Origin of the sequence: Ralstonia soli, assembly GCF_023955655.1 — a bacterium.
Taxonomy (GTDB): Bacteria; Pseudomonadota; Gammaproteobacteria; order Burkholderiales; family Burkholderiaceae; genus Ralstonia; species Ralstonia soli.
In genome coordinates this window covers 580,692-597,986 of the sequence record NZ_JAMXHT010000005.1, presented here as the reverse complement: position 1 = coordinate 597,986, position 17,295 = coordinate 580,692, and the positions used below count along the sequence as shown (strand labels likewise).

Below are 17,295 nucleotides of genomic sequence, written 5' to 3'. Positions count from 1 at the left end.
ATACGTGCCACGGAAAGTTGCCGTGCATGAGATCAGCAAACGTTGCCCATCGTTAAAAGCACAGCTTAACCTTCTTGTTAATAGGAATTATTCTCATTATTATTCGCGCCTTCACATATTGGAGGCGCGCCGGCCACGAGGGGGAACGGCGCCCTGCCCCGCGTGCGCGGGCCTTTTCACTTTACGGGAACTGCAATGCCGCCGAAACGTTTGTGCCTGTCTCTAGCTGTCCTTGGAACGCTGCCGTTTGCACAGGTGGCAACGGCGGCCGACACCACCGTTGCAGCGGCGGATGCCGGCACGCTGCCGACCGCCACCGTCAAGGGCACGCACAGCAGCACAAGCTACGACACTCCCATCGCCAACACGGCCACAAAGATCCCCGTGCCGCTGCGCGAGATTCCGCAATCGATGAATGTCGTGCCGCGCGCGGTCATCCAGGACCAGGGCGCGCTGTCGATCAACGATACGTTGCGCAACGTGCCTGGCGTATCGGCGTCGCTTGGCGATGCGCAGCGCGATCAGGTCACCATCCGAGGTTTCTCGGCGATCAACGACCAGTACGTCGACGGCCTGCGCGATGACGCGCTCTACTTCCGCGACCTGTCGAACGTCGACCGCATCGAAGTGCTCAAGGGCCCCGCCGCCGTGCTCTACGGGCGCGGCTCGTCGGGCGGCATCATCAACCGCGTCACCAAGAAGCCGCTGGCCACGCCGCTGGCCGAGGTGGGCGTGCTGGTCGGCACCGAGCGCCAGAAGCGCGCCGAGTTCGACCTGAACACCTCCATCAACGACGACGCCATCCGCGCGCGCATCACCGGCGCGGTGGAAGATTCGGGGGGCTTTCGCAACGACTACTTCCTGCGCCGCCAGGCGATCTCGCCCTCGTTCCTGTTCAACCTGTCGCCCGATACCAAGCTGACGGTGCAGTTTGACTATCTGCACGACAAGCGCATTGCCGACCAGGGCGTGCCGTCGTACCACGGCCGGCCGGTGGATGTGCCCATCGGCACGCGTTACGGTTCAGCCGATGCAGGTGCCGGCAACATCGACACCACCGTCAAGAGCGTGACCGGCACGCTCGACCACCGCCTCAATGACAAGTGGTCGTTCCACAGCGTGGTGCGCAACTACGAGTACTCGCTCGGTCGCAATAACTACACGACGGTCAGCCGCGTCACCGATGGCCCGATCCCGACGGTCACGCTGGCCGTCAACCAGCGCAACCGCAGCGACCGCGGCACCGTGTGGCAGAACGAACTGACGCAGAAGGCCGAGACCTGGGGCATCCAGCACACGCTGCTGTACGGCATCGAACTGGGCTATCAGGACAAGAGCGACCGCGTGGCCGGCGCCCCCGGCAGCACGACCTACAACCTGTTCAACCCGACGCTGCAGGTGCTGCCGACCGTGCCCGCCAACGCGGTGCCGACCAACTACGGCCTCTCGCACAACGAGACCTACGCCGCGTATGTGCAGGACCTGATCAAGTTCTCGCCGCAATGGACGGTGCTGGCCGGCCTGCGCTACGAAATCCTCAAGCAGAGCCGCGACGACCTGACCTCGCGCAATGTCGACCTGTCGCGCACCGACAAGCCGGTCAGCCCGCGCCTGGGCGTGGTGTATCACCCGATTGAGTCGCTCTCGCTGTACGCGTCGTACAGCCGCTCGTTCCAGCCGCTGGCGGATAGCTTCACGTTCTTCCCGAACAGCGGCGCGCTGGCCCCGCAGCAGACCACCAACTACGAGATCGGCGCCAAATACGACCTCTCGGCCGGTGCCAGCGTCACGGCATCGCTGTTCGACATGAAGCAGACCAACCTGACAGCGGCCGACCCGGTCACGCTGCTGGGCGTGCCCATCGGCACGCAGCGCACGCGCGGGCTGGAGCTGTCGTTCACGGGCGAGATCGTCAAGACGTGGTCGCTGGTGGCGAGCTATGCCTACCTGAATGGTCGCCTGGAGAACCCGAACGACAAGAGCGGTGGTGTGGCCGTCAATGGCAATCAGCCGTCGCTCACGCCGCGGCATAGCGGCTCGCTGTGGCTCAAGCACGATCTGCCGAACGGCTTCTACGTGGCTGGCGGCGTGCGTGCGGAGGCGGCACGCTACGCGTCGCAGTACAACGTGACGACGCTGCCCGGCTACATGACGGTCGACCTGGGCGCCGGTTACCGCAGCAAGCATGTGGACGTGACGCTGAACCTGCAGAACCTGTTCAACCGCGCGTACTACGTGTCGGCCCATGGCGGCGCCGAGAACTACAACATGCCGGGCGCCCCCCGCATGGCGCTGCTGGGCGTGCGCTACAAGATGTAAGACCGCGATGCTGCGACGGGTGCTCTTCCGCCTGCACTGGCTGATCGGGTTGTCAGCCAGCGTGGTGCTGGCCGTCGTTGGCGCCACCGGCGCGCTCATGGCGTATGACGAAGAACTGCTGCGGTGGCTCAACCCCGGCGTGCTCAGCCTGCCTGCACGTACCGGCCCTGCACCAACCCTGCCGCAGGTGGCCGCGCAAGCACGCGCGGCTGTGCCGGAGCGCCCCGTCACCTTCATCACTGCCGCATCCGCCCCCACCGAGCCGTGGCGCGTCTGGTATGCCTGGCCGCCCGGCAAACGCGGCGGCAGCAGCCGGGGTGAACTGCGCTATATCGACCCCGCCACCGGCACGCTGTTGCCAGAGGCACGCGGCCAACGCTTCTTTGCCACCGTCAAGCTGCTGCACCGCACGCTGCTCGCCAATGAGATCGGCAAGCAGATGGTTGGCGCCTGCACGGTTGCACTGGTGGTGATGGCATTGTCGGGCCTCTACCTGCGCTGGCCGCGCCGCATGGCGAACTGTTGGAACTGGCGGAGCTGGCGGAGCTGGCTCGTCATCCGCTGGGGCCGCGCCGGGCGTATCCGCTGGTGGGATGTGCACACTGTCATCGGCACGCTGGTGCTGCCGCTGTACGTGCTGGCCGCCTTCAGTGGGCTGTACTGGGCGTACGACTGGTATCGCGAAGGCCTGCAGCGCATGGCCGGCATGCCCGTCATCGCCAAGACGAAACCGATCGAAGGCCCGAGCAAGCCGCTGGACGACGCCGCGCTCGCACGCGTGTGGAACAGCTTCATCACCAGCGCCCCCGCCTATGGCACCGCGACGCTGCGCATTGACGATGCACGCAACGGCAAGGTCGACATCAACTGGTTGCCCGCCGATGCGCCGCACGACCGTGCATTCAATCGGGTGACCCTCGATGCCGCCACCGGCGCCGTCGCGCGTAACGAACACTTTGCCGACAAACCGCCGATGCAACGTCTGCTGGCCGGCATGCTGCCGTTGCACAACGGGCGCTATTTCGGGCCGCTTGGCGTGGTGCTGGTGTTGATCGGGGCGTTGATGCTGCCCGTGTTTGCGGCTACGGGCTGGTGGTTGTATCTAGACCGCCGCCGGCGCGCACAACCACAACGGCACCGGCAAGGCGTACCGGCGCGAGCCGGTTGACGGTCAGCGCGCCAGCCAGGCGCGCAATGCATCGTGCCCGGCCTCCGTCACGGCCAGCGCACGCGAGTGCTTCTGCCGCGCCAGCCACCCCAGCGCGATGCAGCGCTCGGCCACGGCAGCGCCCAGCGCGCCCGCCAGATGCGGGCGGCGCTCGCTCCAATCCATGCACCCGTACGCAAAGCGGCGGCGGCCCCGGCTGCTTTTCTGAAGCGCATTCACGTCGACACCGATTGCTGCAAAGGCGCGCTCCCCATCGGGCGTGACGTCATAGGCGGCGTGCGTTTCATCGAGCAGTGTCAGCCAGCCGCGCTCCAGTAGTGCGGACGACACCTCCGTCCCCAACTGCCCGGCCAGATGGTCGTAGCACAGGCGCGCCGCACGCAGGTTCTCGGGCACGGTGGAGCGGCGCGGGTCGGCCGGCTTTTCGGGCGCGACCACCATCAGCGATTCGATCATCTCCGCCACCGCCGGAGAGCGCAGCCCGAAGTACTTGTAGCGCCCGCTGGAGAGCGACGTGATGAGCGCATCGGCCTCCAGGCGGCGCAGGTGCGCGCTGGCCGTGGCGGGCTCCACACCAGCACCGTAGGCCAGCTCCTTGGCGGTGAGTGAGCGGCCTTCCATCAACAGCAGCAGCATGCGGATGCGCGTCGGATCACCGATGGTGGCGGCCACTCGGCCGATGTCCGGCTGGGTTGTCGATTCGGTGGCTGCGGAGGATACGGTCATGGTTCGATGGAGACCAAACTGTTGGCGCGTGACAGGCGGGCGGCCGGTCCAGACAATGGGGGCCATCTTACTCCCGCGCACCGCGTTGATTGCCGCCATGGACATCGCTCCCGCTCTTGCCGCCTTGCCGCCCGCCGACGCGCTGCAAGCCGTCGTGCATGCCGACCCCGCGCCGTATTACGCCGAGCTTGCCGCCACGCGCCCGTTCTTTTTCGATGCCGCGCTCGGCTGGTGGGTCGCCGCCGGCGCCGATGCGGTGGATACCGTGCTCGGCAGCGCCGCTTGCCACGTGCGCCCGGCCGACGAGCCCATCCCCAAGGCCATTGCCACATCGCCCACGGGCGCATTCTTCGGCCGCCTGGTGCGCCAAATCGATGGGACGGACCACAGCGCACGCAAGGCCACGGTGATGGCGGCGCTGGGCCGGCTGGACGTGTCTGCCTTGGCGGGCCGCGCGCACCGGCAGGCCCACGCGGCGCTGCCCGATGCACCCAGCCTCGATGCCGCGCTGGGCACCGATGCCCACTTCCGCGTGCCCCTCGCCACGATTGCGCAAACATTGCTGGGCGATCGCGCCGATGCACCGGCCTGCCAGGCCGACATCGCCGCCTACCTGGCCGCGCTCGGGCCCGGTGCCAACGCCACCGCCGTCGCACAGGCCGATGCCGCGGTCGAACGCCTGCAGCAGCGCTTTGCCCGTTCGCCGCTGACCACCCGCGACGACGAGGCCGAGATCAGCAACCTCGCCGCGCTGCTTGCACAAACCTACGACGCCTGCGCCGGCCTGCTCGGCAACTGCATCGTCGCGCTGTCGCGGCAGACCGGGTTGCCCGACCGCCTACGCGCACAACCGCAAGCGATCGAGCCCTTCGTGCGCGAAGTCCTGCGCCGCGATGCCCCCGTGCAGAACACGCGCCGCTTTGTCGTCCACGATGTCGAATTGCTCGGCCAGCCGCTGCGCGCGGGCGACAAGGTGCTGGTGCTGCTGGCCGCCGCCAACGTCGATGGCACAACCAATCCCGACCCACTACGCTTTGACATCGACCGCGCCAATCCGCGTCTGTGGACGTTCGGCGCAGGCGTGCACCGCTGCCCCGCCGATGCCCTGGCCACCGTCATCGCCCGCGAAACCGTGCGGCACCTGCTGAGCCTGCCGGGGGTCGACCGGTGGCTTGCCGGGCTTGGAGAGGTGGCCTATCGCCCATCACCCAACGCGCGCATTCCCGTCTTTCACGCCTGACTTTCCGAACACCCCCAACAGGAGACCCGCCATGATCGCCGTCATCTTCGAAGTCGTACCCGCGCCGGGCCAGCGCGATACCTACCTCAACCTGGCCGCACGCCTGAAGCCGCTGCTCGAGCAGGTCGACGGCTTCATCTCGGTGGAGCGCTTTCAGAGCCTCACCAACCCGGACAAGATGCTCTCGCTGTCGTTCTTTCGCGATGAAGAGGCCGTCAAGGCGTGGCGCAACCTGGAACAGCACCGCAGCGCCCAGCACGTCGGCCGCGAACACGCATTTGCCGACTACCGCCTGCGCATCGCCCACGTGGTGCGCGATTACGGCATGACCGAGCGCGAGGAAGCCCCCGCCGACAGCCGCACCGAGCACGCCTGAGCGCACGACACGACATCTGCCTGGGCGCGATGTGACGCCTTTCGCCCCCGTCGGGCACCACCTTTGCTTACTCAGTCAGACCCGCACGGCGGAACACGCCCCACCACGGCAATGGTGTGCTGTCCGTGCGCAACGATTGCAAAGGAATTGTCATGTCTACCGCTTTTCATGAGGCTGAACGTGAGCCGCAAGTCGCACCGGTGCGCCCCGTCAAGAGCCCGGTGCGCTATGCCGTGGTCGGCGCCGGGTGGATTTCCCAGGCTGCATTCCTGCCCGGCGTGGCGCAAAGCGGCAACTCGGTCGCCACCGCGCTGGTGACGGGCGACGAGGTCAAGGCCACTGCGCTGGCCAGCCGTTACGGCATCGAGCACGTGCACGGCTATGCCGACTATGACCAGTTGCTCACCTCCGGTGACATCGACGCGATCTACCTCGCACTGCCCAACGACATGCACCGGCAATACGCCCTGCCGGCCCTGCAGCGCGGCATCCACGTCCTGCTCGAAAAACCCATGGCCACGAGCGAAGCCGATTGCGAAGCGATGATCGAAGCCGCGCGCAACGGCAATGCCAAACTGATGATCGCTTACAGGCTGCATTTCGAGCCGGCCACGCTGGCCGCCATCGAGTTCGTGCGGGCGGGCAAGCTGGGGCGCATTCGCGCGTTCTCGGCGATGTTCAGCCAGTCGGTCGCGCCCTCCAACCATCGCGCGAGCCATGGCTATTGGGCGGGGCCGGTGTCGGACATGGGCGTGTACCCCATCAACGCGGTGCGCAACCTCTTTGGGGAAGAGCCGGTGGAAGTGTCGGCCTGCGGCGTGCGCGACCCCGACCTGCCCTTCAACTTTGACGACACCGTGAGCGTGACGCTGCGGTTTGCCGACCACCGCGTCGCGCAGTTCGTGGTCAGCTACAGCGGCGCGAACGTAGACCAGTACCGCGTCCTGGGCACCAAGGGCGATCTGGAGGTCTCGCCGGGGTTCACGTTCGGCGTGGGCTTGCGGCACCACCTCACGCTCGACGGTAAAACGCAGGAACGGGCATTCGACGCCACCGACCAGTTTGGCGGGGAGCTGCAGTACTTCTCCGACTGCATCCTCAACAACCGGGAGCCGGAGCCCAACGGCGAGGAAGGCTTAGCCGACGTGCGCGTACTGGCGGCCATCGAGCGCGCGCTGGAGTCCGGGCAACCGCAGAACCTCGGCCCCTTCCGACGCCACGCCCGCATGGAACCCGCGCAGGTGCGCAAGCTGCCGCCGGTTCCATCGCCCGATCTGGTGGACGCGGCCGAACCAAGCAAGGGCTAGCGCAAAAAGGACGAACCCGGAAAAAGAAAACGCCCGCAACGAACGGCGGGCGTGGGAGTTACAGCTTGATGCGCTGCGCGGCGTCGCGCATGCGCAAGCGCGTGGAGACGTCGGAGTTGGTGTTGCCAGAGCCGTCGGTTTCCATGGCGTTGTCACAGCGCAGTTCTGTCGCTTCGCCGTTGTCGGTCAGCGCGCAGACACGGTGGGTCCAGCGGTCCCACACGAACACATCGCTGCCCGCTTCGCCGGAGAGCAGCGGCTCGAACCGGTACATCCACAAGTAACCGATACCCAACAGGGTGATGACCAAGATCGCCATCCAGGACGCTTTGATTCGGCGTCGCATTGTCATTTCTCCTCGCGGAGCCGCTGCGCCGGACGCGTCAGACAGTGCGTCGCCAAGCCAAAAGCGCGGTGCTCCGAAGGGGCGAATCGTAACATGCGTCGCGGCCGTCCCGCCCAGGGCTGGCTTGGCGATGCGGCGACGCAACAGCGTTTGCCCCGTCAGTTGAATACGTCTTGCCGGTAGCGGCCCGATTGCATCTGTGCGGTCAGCCAATCCGACGCGGCGGCCAGATCGCAACCGTGGCGCACCTGGTACATGCGGATGAGCGTGTCGCGCACGGCGGGCGCCATGGCGCGGCCATCGCCGCACACATACAGCGTGGCGCCTGCGTCAAAGGCCGCCCAGACCGACTCGCGCGCGTCCCATAAAGCGTGCTGCACGAAGCGGTGCGGATGGCCCGGCACGCACGAATACGCCGGGAAAACGCTGACAATGCCAGCCGCTTCCCACGCGCGCAGGGTGCTGCCGTACAGGAAATCGTGTTCGGGGTGGCGACAGCCGAAGCACAGCAACGAAGTTGCCACGGTTTCCCCAACTGCCTGCTGCGCGGCGCGCTCCTCCAGAAAGCCACGGAACGGCGCAATGCCCGTGCCCGCGCCAATCAGCACCATCGGCTTGCTGGCATCGGCATCGGGCGCGAACGGTGGATTAGGCGTGCGGACGGCGGCGGCGATCTCCGCGCCGGCCGGCAACTGCATCAAGTAATTCGATGCCGTGCCGCGATACGTACCGATCCCCGACCATGCGGGCCCCGACACGGTGCCCACCGTCAACGCAGCCACGCCGGGCGCCACCCGTGCCGACGAGGCAATGGAGTAGAACCGCGGCCGCATCGCCCCAAGCCGGGCGAGGAAGGCCTCCAGCGTCAGCTCAATGGCCGGGAATCGGATCAGCAGATCGAGCACGCTCACATGCGCGGCCTCGATGTCTTGATCGAAGCGCTGGGTGGCGTCAGGGCCATCCAGCCACACAGCAAGCTGGCCGCGCGTGAACGGGCACCGCGTGGCCGCATGCAGCGCGGCGATGTCATGCACGGTGGCAGTGTCCTGCAGCTCCACAAAGTCACGCAGCAACTGTCGCACCGACACCGGCTGCCCGAGCGGAAGGTGCCGGACATGCGCATGGCGCGCGCTGAGCGTGACGAGCGCATCGCCCTCCAGCGCAAGCCGCGCGATGGCGGCGTCGACGCGGTCATCCGCATTGCGCGGGTAGACGGCGAGGTGATCGCCGGTGGCGTACGTCAGGCCATCTGGTAAGCGCACCGTCAGGTGACGTGTCGGGCCGCGCGGGGCCTCGTTTGCGAAGTCCCACAGGCCAGCCGGATCGCTGACGAGCTCTTCGTTGCCGAGCACCGTCATCGCGCGGGCGGTGGGTGGCAGCGTAGCAGCGCGCACGGCATCGGGGGCGAGATAGTCGACGTGGACGGACGGGCCGTCGGCTGCCGTCTGGCGGGCGCCGAGCGCGTTCCACAGGCTGCGCGTCCAGGCGTCGACGGCGGCGTCAAAGCCGGCGTTGCCGTCGGCCTCACCCCGCGGCACGATGGCTTGCGCGCCGCACGCCGCGAGCATCGCTTCCACCCGCTTGGGAAACGCCTGGAACGCCGGCCACTGTGAATTGCCGCAGCCGAGCACCGCATAGCGCAACGCTTTCGCCTGCTGCGTGAGCGCGTCGGCCGCATCCAGCCGCGCCTCCAACGTTCGAGCGCTGTCCGGCGCGCGGCCGTTGTAGGTGGCCGCCACCACGATCAGCGTGCCCTGCTGCGGCAGCGCGTCGGCAATGGTGTCAAGCGGTGCCACCTTGGCGTCGAAGCCCGCGCGCGATGCGGTGGCGGCAAGCTGCTCGGCGATGTCCTGGCAGGTGCCCAAGCTGCCGCCGTACAGCACGTGCATGGGTTCACCGCCGCCGGCGAGCGTGGTTTCGGTATCGGCTTGCGTGGCCGAATCGGTTTGCAGCGGCATCGCCACCGACAGCCGCTCGCGCGCATGGCGGGGCCGCGCACGCAAGCAAAAACCGTCGGGCTTGAGCGTGAGCGTTTCCTTGATGTGGAAGCCGTAGTCGTACGGGTCGGACAGCGCAAAGCGCTGCAGGATCACCGCCAGCGCCAGCTTGGCTTCCGTCAGCGCGAACTGGCGGCCGATGCAGGCGCGTTCACCGTTGCCGAAGGGCTTGTAGGCGTGGGGGTGGATGCGGGCTTCGTTCTCTGGCAGGAAGCGGTCGATGTCGAACACCTCGGGGCGGTCCCACACGGCAGGGTCGCGGTGCAACGCCATCAGCACGGTCACCACGCGCTGGTCCTTGGCGAGAGCGTAGCGGCCGCCGATGCGCGTGTCCTCATATGGCGCCACGCCAAAGCTCGGCGCGGTCGGCCACAGGCGCAGCGTTTCCTTCAGCACCCGCTCGATCACGTCGAGCTGCGCGAGGTGCGCGTATTGCGGCACCGTATCGCCCGGCAATACGCGGTCAACTTCCGCGTACGCCTGCGCCAGCACGGCCGGATGCCTCAGCAGCATGTAGAGCGCGAAGGTCAGCAGGCCGCTGGTGGTTTCATGCCCGGCAATCAGAAAGGTGATGACCTGGAAGCGGATGTTGGTGTCGTCCAGCGGCTCGTCCGACACCGGATCGCGCGCGTTGAGCATCAGGCCCAGCAGATCGCTCGCCCCGATGCCGCCGTCCTGCGCGTGGCGGCGCGTGCGGATGACCTCGTCCACGAGTTGATGCATGGCGGCCACGTCCTGCGCGAAGCGGCGATGGTGCTCGCGCATGAAGCGGTCTTTGAGCGGCAGGCGCGTGAGCTTGCCCATGGCTTCGGACAGCACGCCCACCATGGCCGCCAGGAACGGATGCAGCTCGGGCGTGTTGAACGAATCGAAGCGGTATCCGAACCCGGCCAGCGAGATGGTGTCGAGCGTGAGCCGCGTCATGTCGTCGGCCACGGAGATGTCGGCATCGGGGCCCTGGCGCGCCCACTTGTCGGCCAGTGCATTGGCCACTTCAAGCATCACGTCGAAGTAGCCCTTCATGGCGCGTTGGCTGAAGGCTGGCAGCAGGATGCGGTGCGCCTTGCCCCAGTTGGGCTCGTCCTGGTGGGCGGTGAAGAGCCCATCGCCCGCGCCTGCCCGCAGGAACGACAGCGGCGGACCGATCAGCTTGCGAAACCGCGTTTCGTCGCTCAGCTCGGCCACCAGATCGGCGGCATAGACGAACGGCACACGGCGGCCGGCAAAGTCGAGCTGGTAGAGACCTTGTGGAAACTGCCGGCTGGTTTCCAGCAGGGTCTGGGCCAGGCGGTCTTTGGGCAGTTGAAGCAGGTTGCCCAGCCACGGCAGGCCCTTGGGCTGCGGGATGGGTTCCGCCGCTGCGGGGGAGGCATTGGCGGGCAACTCGGAGGCGGAGCGCATGCGCGGTCGACTGCGAAAATGGGTTGTCCGCCAATGTACGCGCCGCCCCGCCCAGCATCAAACAATGCCGCCGCGTTTGAATGCCGGCCCCTAAAAGTGCATCGGGCGACCCATGGGCCGCCCGATCTGGGGTGATGCAGTGTGCCGGTCAGCGACGACGCTGCGACGGCGCGAACGGTGCGTTGACCTGCGCTTCCAGTGCGCGGATCTGGCGCTGCAGCTCGTCCACGCGTGCGCGGGCGGCACGGCGTTCGGCATCCAGCGTATCGGCTTCGGAGCGGGCAACCTTCTGACGCTCCTGCGCCTGGGCTTGCTGCTGGCGCTGGATCTCCAGATCCGTCTTCAGGCCGCGCAGCTTTTCTTCCTGCGCTGCGATCTGGCGCTCGGAGCGCTCCTTCTGCGCTTCCAGGCGAATGCGCTGCAGCTCCAGATCGGCCATCGTGCGCGTCTGCTTGGCGAAGTCGTTGTACAGGCGTTCGGCAAAGGCCTCGTTGGTGGTCTTGATGACGCGCCAGAGGTCCTTCTGCTGGAACAGCGTCACGTAGTACGTCAGATCGTTCTGGGCGAACAGCAGGCTGGCGCCGTAGGCGCCGTTGTAGGTGGTGCGCAATTCAGACAGCTCGTGGGCCTGCATGCGCTGCTGCAGTTCGGAGACGGCGCCGCCCGAAGCCGGATGCTCGGTGCGGGCAGCAGCGGGCGCGCTGGCGGTAGGCGCAGCGGCGGCCGGCTGGCCGACCGTAGCGGTCAATGCGGGCACCGGAGCGACGGCGCCAATCGGCGCGATGGCCGTGGGCGGTGCAGCCGGGCTCTGCGCCACAGCCGATGTGCAGGCGGCAGTACCGGCCATGACTGCCACTGCGGCCGCAATGGCCAACCCCCTCTGAAACGCCTGTTGCGACGCTTTCCCTGACTGTTTTGTTGTTCTCATCTCGACCCTGTGGATTCTGCGCAGGTGTTGCAGCCGAAAACTATACGCGATCCGCTGCCCGAGTGGCATGCCGGGCGTCCCCCGGCGCAGTAGGGTGTTGTATGACGTCACTCCATTTCGCGCAACTCGGTTTCGCCGTCGGCAATCTGGTATTTGCGCATTTTTTCCCACAGCACCTTGCGGCTGATGCCCAGGGTGGCGGCGGTGTCCTGACGGCGCCAGTTGTTGGCGTCCAGCGCAGCGAGGATGCGGCGGCGCTCTTCTTCGCCATTGCCGTTGCCACTTCCGTTACCGCGGTCGCCATAGCCGCCGCCGCTGCTGCCGCCGTTTCCACTTTCCCGCTCGAAGGCATCGCGTTGCAGCCCGGCAAACAACGGCAGGATGCGGGCCTCGTCCCAGCGGCCGAACTGTCGCAGGGTGATGCTGATGCGCTCGGCCAGGTTGCGCAGCTCGCGCACATTGCCCGCAAAGTAGGCGCGTCCCACCGACGCCCGCACCCACTCGGGCACCGGCGGCATGCTTGCATAAGCCTTGTCACCCAGCAGATGCCGCATGAACGACAGCAGCAGCGCAACCTTGTCTTCCGCACCGCGCTGCTCCAGGCTCGGAATGCGCAGCTCGATCACGGCCAGGCGGAAGTACAAGTCAGCCCGGAACTTGCCCGTGGCGACCATCTCGCGCAGGTTCTTGTTGGTGGCGGCCACCAGGCGGAAATCCAGCTTGACGGGCACGGTCGAACCCAGCCGCGTGCATTCGCTGTCTTCCAGCACGCGCAGCAGCTTGACCTGCTGATACAGCGGCAGATCGCCCAGTTCATCGAGGAAAAGCGTGCCGCCGTTGGCCTGCTCAAAGTAGCCCCGGTGCGCGTACATGGCCCCAGTGAACGCCCCCTTGGCGTGGCCGAAAAACTGCGACTCGAACAAGCCGTCAGGAATGGCCCCGCAGTTCACGGCCACGAAGGGGCCCTTGCCGTAGACGCTGTTCTTGTCGTGCAGCAGGCGGGCGATGCGCTCCTTGCCGGCGCCGGTTTCGCCGTAGAGCATGACGTTGCTGTCGCAATCGGCAAAGGTGTCGACGTGCTCCAGCAGCCCCTGCATGGCGGGCGAGGCGGCCACGAGGTCGCTCTGGTCGTGCGCTTGGTCTTGCGCCGACGACATCGCGGGCAAGACCTTGGAGATCTGCGCACGCAGTTCGGTGGCGCCAAAGTCGGGGCCCAGCACGTGCGTGTACTCGGGCGGGAAACGGCTCGAATCGTGCTGCGTATCGGCCGCCACCCAGATCACGGGCATGCCCTGCGCGGCCTGCCAGTCGAGCACCGTAAAGCCGCCGCTTTCCACCACCGATGCACTGATGACAGCCACCGCCGGCTTCAGGCGCGGTTCGGCCGGCTGGAAGTCGATGCCGCCCGCGCGGATCACCTCCGCCCCGAACGGCGCCATGAACCGCGCCACGCGGTCGGCAATGTCGTGGCGGCCTTCCCAGACGAATATTTCAAGCGCTTCGTACGCCCAGCGATCGGTTTTCATGTCGTCGCTTCCATGTCAGTAGACCAGCTCGACGGCGTCGCAGTCGAGCGAAAGGAGTTTGATGTCGGCATAGCCGATTTGGATGCCGAGGGCTTCGAGTGCGGGAGCCAAGACCGAATCCAGAATGTTGCCGATGGTCCCAAGCGCTGAAGTGATGGCACCTACATTCAAGCTGACGCCGATCCCGAGCAACGACGTCCCGACTTGCAGGTTGGTACTGGACAATAGCGCGGTAAAGATGCCGCCCGTGGCCGTTACCCGCTGCGTTTGTCCCGCGCTCATCGTCAATCCGCTAAAGGGCGTATCACTGCCGAACGGCACCGCCGCCGTAGGCGACAGCGGCTCGTAGAGCGTAACGTTGACCAACCCCAGCACGCTGGCGACCGTAGCCGGCGAGCCGCAACTCAGGGGCCCGGATATTGAATCCGCGCCGTTGGCAATGCAGGTGGATAGCGGCGAGATGCTACCCGAGAGATCAGCGGATGCGTTGGCCCGCGGTATGGTGCAGGAGGCGTCAACCGCATGCGCGTTGGCGCCTGCAACCGACACGCCAATCGGCACACTGAGGGGCCCTATAATCGCGCCCAGCAAGCCACTGTTTGCCAACGTCACACCTGCCAAACTGACATTCAGCCCCAAGCGGATTTGTGCAGTATGCGCTTGGGTACGCCACTGACCTTGCGCGTTCTTGCCAGGCTGCCCGATGGCAATTACAGGCGGCTGGATGATACTCATGTTGAGCGTGACTGAAGTGAGCCCCGGAATACTCAGTGGAACCGATATTTGCGCGGCATTCTTGCTGTTCGCGATCTGTGCTGCGGTGGTGAGCAAGTCGAGCGCATTGAGTTGGGCATTGACTGCGGCTGGGTCATTGCCGATTGCTGCAAGCAAGGCCAGTACACCCGATGCGCCGCCCGTGGAACTGTTATCGCCCACCGAAATGGTGGTGCCTGACACCGTTGCCCCGAGCGGCATGGCGGTGATCAAGCTCTGCTGGCCTGCCGCTGTAAGCACAGCGGTGTAAAACCGGCCCACCGAAATCTGTGTGCTCAGCAGCTCCTGCACCGTGCCGACGCCTAGTTGAGCCATCAACTGCCCGACCGTGATATTTGCGCTGGCCAATCCTTGATACGACACCAGACTCAGGTTCAGCGGCCCCGAGTTGCCGAGCAATGGACCCAGCAGTTGGTTGAGCACACCGCCATTCACCCCGACCAGCCCCGAGCCAAGCGAAAACGACAGGACCGGTATGTTCTTTGCAATTGCCGTCGCCTGCAGTTGCCGACTTCCGACCATGAAGAAATACGGCACGTTCTGCGTGACGGTTACTTGCGCGGCATTGGTGTTGCCATCCACGGCGGCTTGCGGAGTGAAGTACGTGGGGGCTGTGCCGGTGCTGAAATCCCACACGCCTGGCACCACCGCCAGCGTGACGTTCGTGCCATCGACCGTCAGCCCGTTTTGCTGCACCGAAAGCTGCGCAGGAGACGGTGTGGCACTAGCCAGATCGAGCCGCTGCACTGCCGCCGCGGCAGCAAGATCCGCAGTACGCTGCAATGCGCGCTGCGAATAAAACAGATTCCCGATGTCCACCGATATCAGCACTGCCAACCCGATCGTCGCCGCAAAGACTGCCGTGAGCACGCTGACGGCACCGCGTGCGCGGCGGCGCAAGGCGGCCGTATGACGAAGGCGGGGCGCGGGGCAGTTCACGATGCGCGCTCAGCGGGCGGAAGACTGCGGCGCGTTGCCGGAAGACCGCCCACTGGACTGCGTTTGCGTCATGCCGGGCATCGGCCTGCTGAACGTATCGAGATAGCGCTGATACGCCAGTGCCGCCTCTTCACCACGCAAGGGGGCCGGCTCGCCGGCATAGGTTCCGTCCCGCTGCGCCTTGAGCAGCGCGCGCGTGGCATCGTTGACGTTGGAGCCCACGCTCGGCGGCGTCGACGCGGCGCTCTGCTGCTCGCCACCCGAAAAACCCTGTGCCCCGGCTGGGCCGCATGCGAGCCATGCCGCCATGCTGGCAGCCACCAGAATGCGATCGATCATTGTGCAGCCTCCAGGGTGTCAAGCAGGCGGCCGCGCTGCAGCGCCAGCGGGCGGGCGGGAGTACTCGTAGCGCCAGCCGCAGCCACAACCGATGTACCGGCTGCGGTTGACACTGCGACAGCTCGTGGTGCGGCCGTCGCGGTCTCGCGGGCGAGGCGGCGATCGCGCCAGGCGCTGCGCACGCGTGCGACATCTTCGTCGACCGCCTTGCGGGCCGATGCGGACAATTGCGCTTGCGCGGCCAGCGAGTCGGCATCGGCCTTACGATCATTCACCGCGAGCCAGATCGCCAGGTTGCCCGCAATCTTGGGGCTCGCCGCGGCCATTTGCTGTGCCTGCATCAACGGCACCCGGGCTTGTTCAACCTCGCCGGCGCGCATCAGGGCATAGCCGAGATCGCTGGCGGTGTTGGCGTCGGTCGGGTTGCCCTGCGCGGCTACGTGCAAACAGCGCGAGGCTTCGGCGAAGTTACCCTGCCGCCCTGCGTTGATCCCCAGGCCGCGCCATGCTCCCGCGTTGAGCAACGCACCCTGTGTGCCCGCGCCCATGGTAGACGTGGCGGCAATGACTGCGCGGTAACCGGCTTCGGCTGCAGCGGGCTGGTCGGTCTCGCGCAAGGCGTCGGCGCGCATCAGCAAAACTTCAGGCGCGCGGCCATAGCGCTGCTCATACGCATCGATATGCGCCAGCGATGCGTAGTACAGCCCCTGCTCCTGCATCTTGCGGATCAGCGACACGTAAGTGGCCGGGCTGGCGATCTCGGCCTTCTCTTCGGTCTGCCGCTGGCGGGCCATCTCGATATCGGCCTCGGCGCGCCGGCTCATATCGGAGCCGGCCATTGAACCGCATCCGGTCAACACCGACAGCGCAGCCACTGCACAGGCGGCACCTGCATGCATGACGATCTGGATAGTTCTCACCTCACCCCCCTGCTCCAACATTTCTCAGGCCACGCATCACGCCCATGAAACCGGGCCCTGCGGTGATGATCAGCAGTGCAGGCAACAGCGTGAGCACCATCACCACGGTCATCTTGACGGTCAGCTTGCCGATACGCTCTTTCATGCGTGCGCGGCGGTTCTCCTGCAAGCGCAACCCGAACTGGCGCAACGGCTCTTGCACGGCGCCGCCAAAACGGTCGACCTGTGTGAGCAGCGTGATAAGACCTTTCAAATCTTCGTTTTCAAACAACAGCGAGATGCGCAACAGCGTCTGCTCGCGCGGCCGGCCCGATGCAAACTGCTGGTTCGCGCGGCCGAACTCGCCAGCCAGCACGGGCAGCATGCTCTCGAATTCGCCGGCGATGACTTGCAGGCTTTGGTCGATCGATAAACCCACGCCCTGCAGCAGCCGCAGCATGTCGACCATCGCCGGCAGCTCGTCGTCGACGCGGCGACGACGGTCTTGTGCGCGTTGTTTCAGCGCCCACTTGGGTATGAGGTAGCCGAGCGCAAAGCCCATGAACGCCCAGAGCAATCCCTTGGCCACGGTAGGTGCCAGCAGAAAGCCCACCAGCGCCAGCGCGGGCGGCAGCACCATGCGCACGCCACCAAAGAGCGTACGGACATACTCGCCGTAGAAGCCGCACTCTTCCAGTAGCCTGCGATCATCTTCAGTCACGATGCGCTGGCCCAGCGACGTGTCGATCCAGCGCTCGCCCACCTTGGCGATCTGCTTCTGCAGTTGCTGCGCCTCGCGCAGGCCGTGCGCGCGCGGCTTGACGGGCGGCACCGCCGCGGCCACCGATGTGCCGGACGCTGTCGCGCGCAAGTCGGACAGTGCCGTATCAAGCTTGCGCACGCTGCGTCGACGCATCAGTACGGCGCGCACGGCAATACCGCCGAACAACAGCACACCGGCGGCGGCAGCGGTCAAGCTGAGGGGAAGCAATACGTCTTCCATGCGCGCT

Annotated in this window: 14 protein-coding genes; 5 read left to right on the top strand and 9 right to left on the bottom strand. The window is 66.3% G+C overall.

What is annotated here, in order from left to right; genetic code table 11:
* Positions 1-195: 195 nt before the first annotated feature.
* Positions 196-2,319 (top strand): TonB-dependent receptor, encoded by a 2,124-nt coding sequence (locus NG900_RS15825; RefSeq protein WP_252682080.1) that lies wholly within the window; start codon positions 196-198, stop codon positions 2,317-2,319.
* Between the two features lie 7 nt (positions 2,320-2,326).
* Positions 2,327-3,487, top strand: coding sequence for a PepSY-associated TM helix domain-containing protein (locus tag NG900_RS15820; RefSeq protein WP_252682077.1), 1,161 nt, complete (start codon positions 2,327-2,329; stop codon positions 3,485-3,487).
* Positions 3,488-3,490: 3 nt separating this feature from the next.
* Here the strand turns inward: NG900_RS15820 and NG900_RS15815 are convergent, their stop codons facing one another.
* A complete protein-coding gene (locus NG900_RS15815) occupies positions 3,491-4,213 on the bottom strand; it encodes an ArsR/SmtB family transcription factor (RefSeq protein WP_252682075.1) in 723 nt (240 codons plus the stop codon).
* A 97-nt stretch (positions 4,214-4,310) separates the two neighbouring features.
* Between NG900_RS15815 and NG900_RS15810 the strand changes: the two genes are divergently transcribed.
* From NG900_RS15810 to NG900_RS15800, 3 genes are all read left to right on the top strand, one after another.
* Positions 4,311-5,453, top strand: coding sequence for a cytochrome P450 (locus tag NG900_RS15810; RefSeq protein WP_252682073.1), 1,143 nt, complete (start codon positions 4,311-4,313; stop codon positions 5,451-5,453).
* A 31-nt stretch (positions 5,454-5,484) separates the two neighbouring features.
* Positions 5,485-5,829, top strand: coding sequence for an antibiotic biosynthesis monooxygenase family protein (locus NG900_RS15805; RefSeq protein ID WP_252682071.1), 345 nt, complete (start codon positions 5,485-5,487; stop codon positions 5,827-5,829).
* A gap of 152 nt (positions 5,830-5,981) precedes the next feature.
* Complete coding sequence (locus NG900_RS15800; protein WP_252682069.1) at positions 5,982-7,136, top strand: Gfo/Idh/MocA family protein; 1,155 nt, start codon at positions 5,982-5,984, stop codon at positions 7,134-7,136.
* 58 nt (positions 7,137-7,194) lie between these two features.
* On the opposite strand, the gene NG900_RS15795 is transcribed toward NG900_RS15800, so the two are convergent.
* From NG900_RS15795 to NG900_RS15760, 8 genes are all read right to left on the bottom strand, one after another.
* Entirely contained in the window at positions 7,195-7,482 is a 288-nt protein-coding gene (locus tag NG900_RS15795; RefSeq protein WP_252682067.1) for a hypothetical protein, read from the bottom strand.
* Between the two features lie 158 nt (positions 7,483-7,640).
* Entirely contained in the window at positions 7,641-10,880 is a 3,240-nt protein-coding gene (locus NG900_RS15790; protein WP_252682065.1) for a bifunctional cytochrome P450/NADPH--P450 reductase, read from the bottom strand.
* A 148-nt stretch (positions 10,881-11,028) separates the two neighbouring features.
* Positions 11,029-11,808 carry a DUF2968 domain-containing protein gene (locus tag NG900_RS15785; protein ID WP_252682063.1) on the bottom strand — a complete coding sequence of 260 codons (780 nt, stop codon included), beginning with the start codon at positions 11,806-11,808 and terminating at the stop codon, positions 11,029-11,031.
* Between the two features lie 107 nt (positions 11,809-11,915).
* Positions 11,916-13,334, bottom strand: coding sequence for a sigma 54-interacting transcriptional regulator (locus NG900_RS15780; protein ID WP_252682057.1), 1,419 nt, complete (start codon positions 13,332-13,334; stop codon positions 11,916-11,918).
* A 15-nt stretch (positions 13,335-13,349) separates the two neighbouring features.
* Positions 13,350-15,047 (bottom strand): TadG family pilus assembly protein, encoded by a 1,698-nt coding sequence (locus NG900_RS15775; RefSeq protein ID WP_252682055.1) that lies wholly within the window; start codon positions 15,045-15,047, stop codon positions 13,350-13,352.
* Between the two features lie 9 nt (positions 15,048-15,056).
* Positions 15,057-15,386: a DUF3613 domain-containing protein gene (locus tag NG900_RS15770; protein ID WP_252682053.1), complete on the bottom strand. Its 330-nt coding sequence runs from the start codon at positions 15,384-15,386 to the stop codon at positions 15,057-15,059.
* On the bottom strand, positions 15,383-16,285 hold the full coding sequence (locus NG900_RS15765) for a tetratricopeptide repeat protein (protein ID WP_252682051.1): 903 nt from the start codon (positions 16,283-16,285) through the stop codon (positions 15,383-15,385). The genes NG900_RS15770 and NG900_RS15765 overlap by 4 nt, the downstream gene beginning before the upstream one ends.
* Positions 16,286-16,307: 22 nt before the next feature.
* Entirely contained in the window at positions 16,308-17,288 is a 981-nt protein-coding gene (locus tag NG900_RS15760; protein WP_252682050.1) for a type II secretion system F family protein, read from the bottom strand.
* Positions 17,289-17,295: the final 7 nt, after the last annotated feature.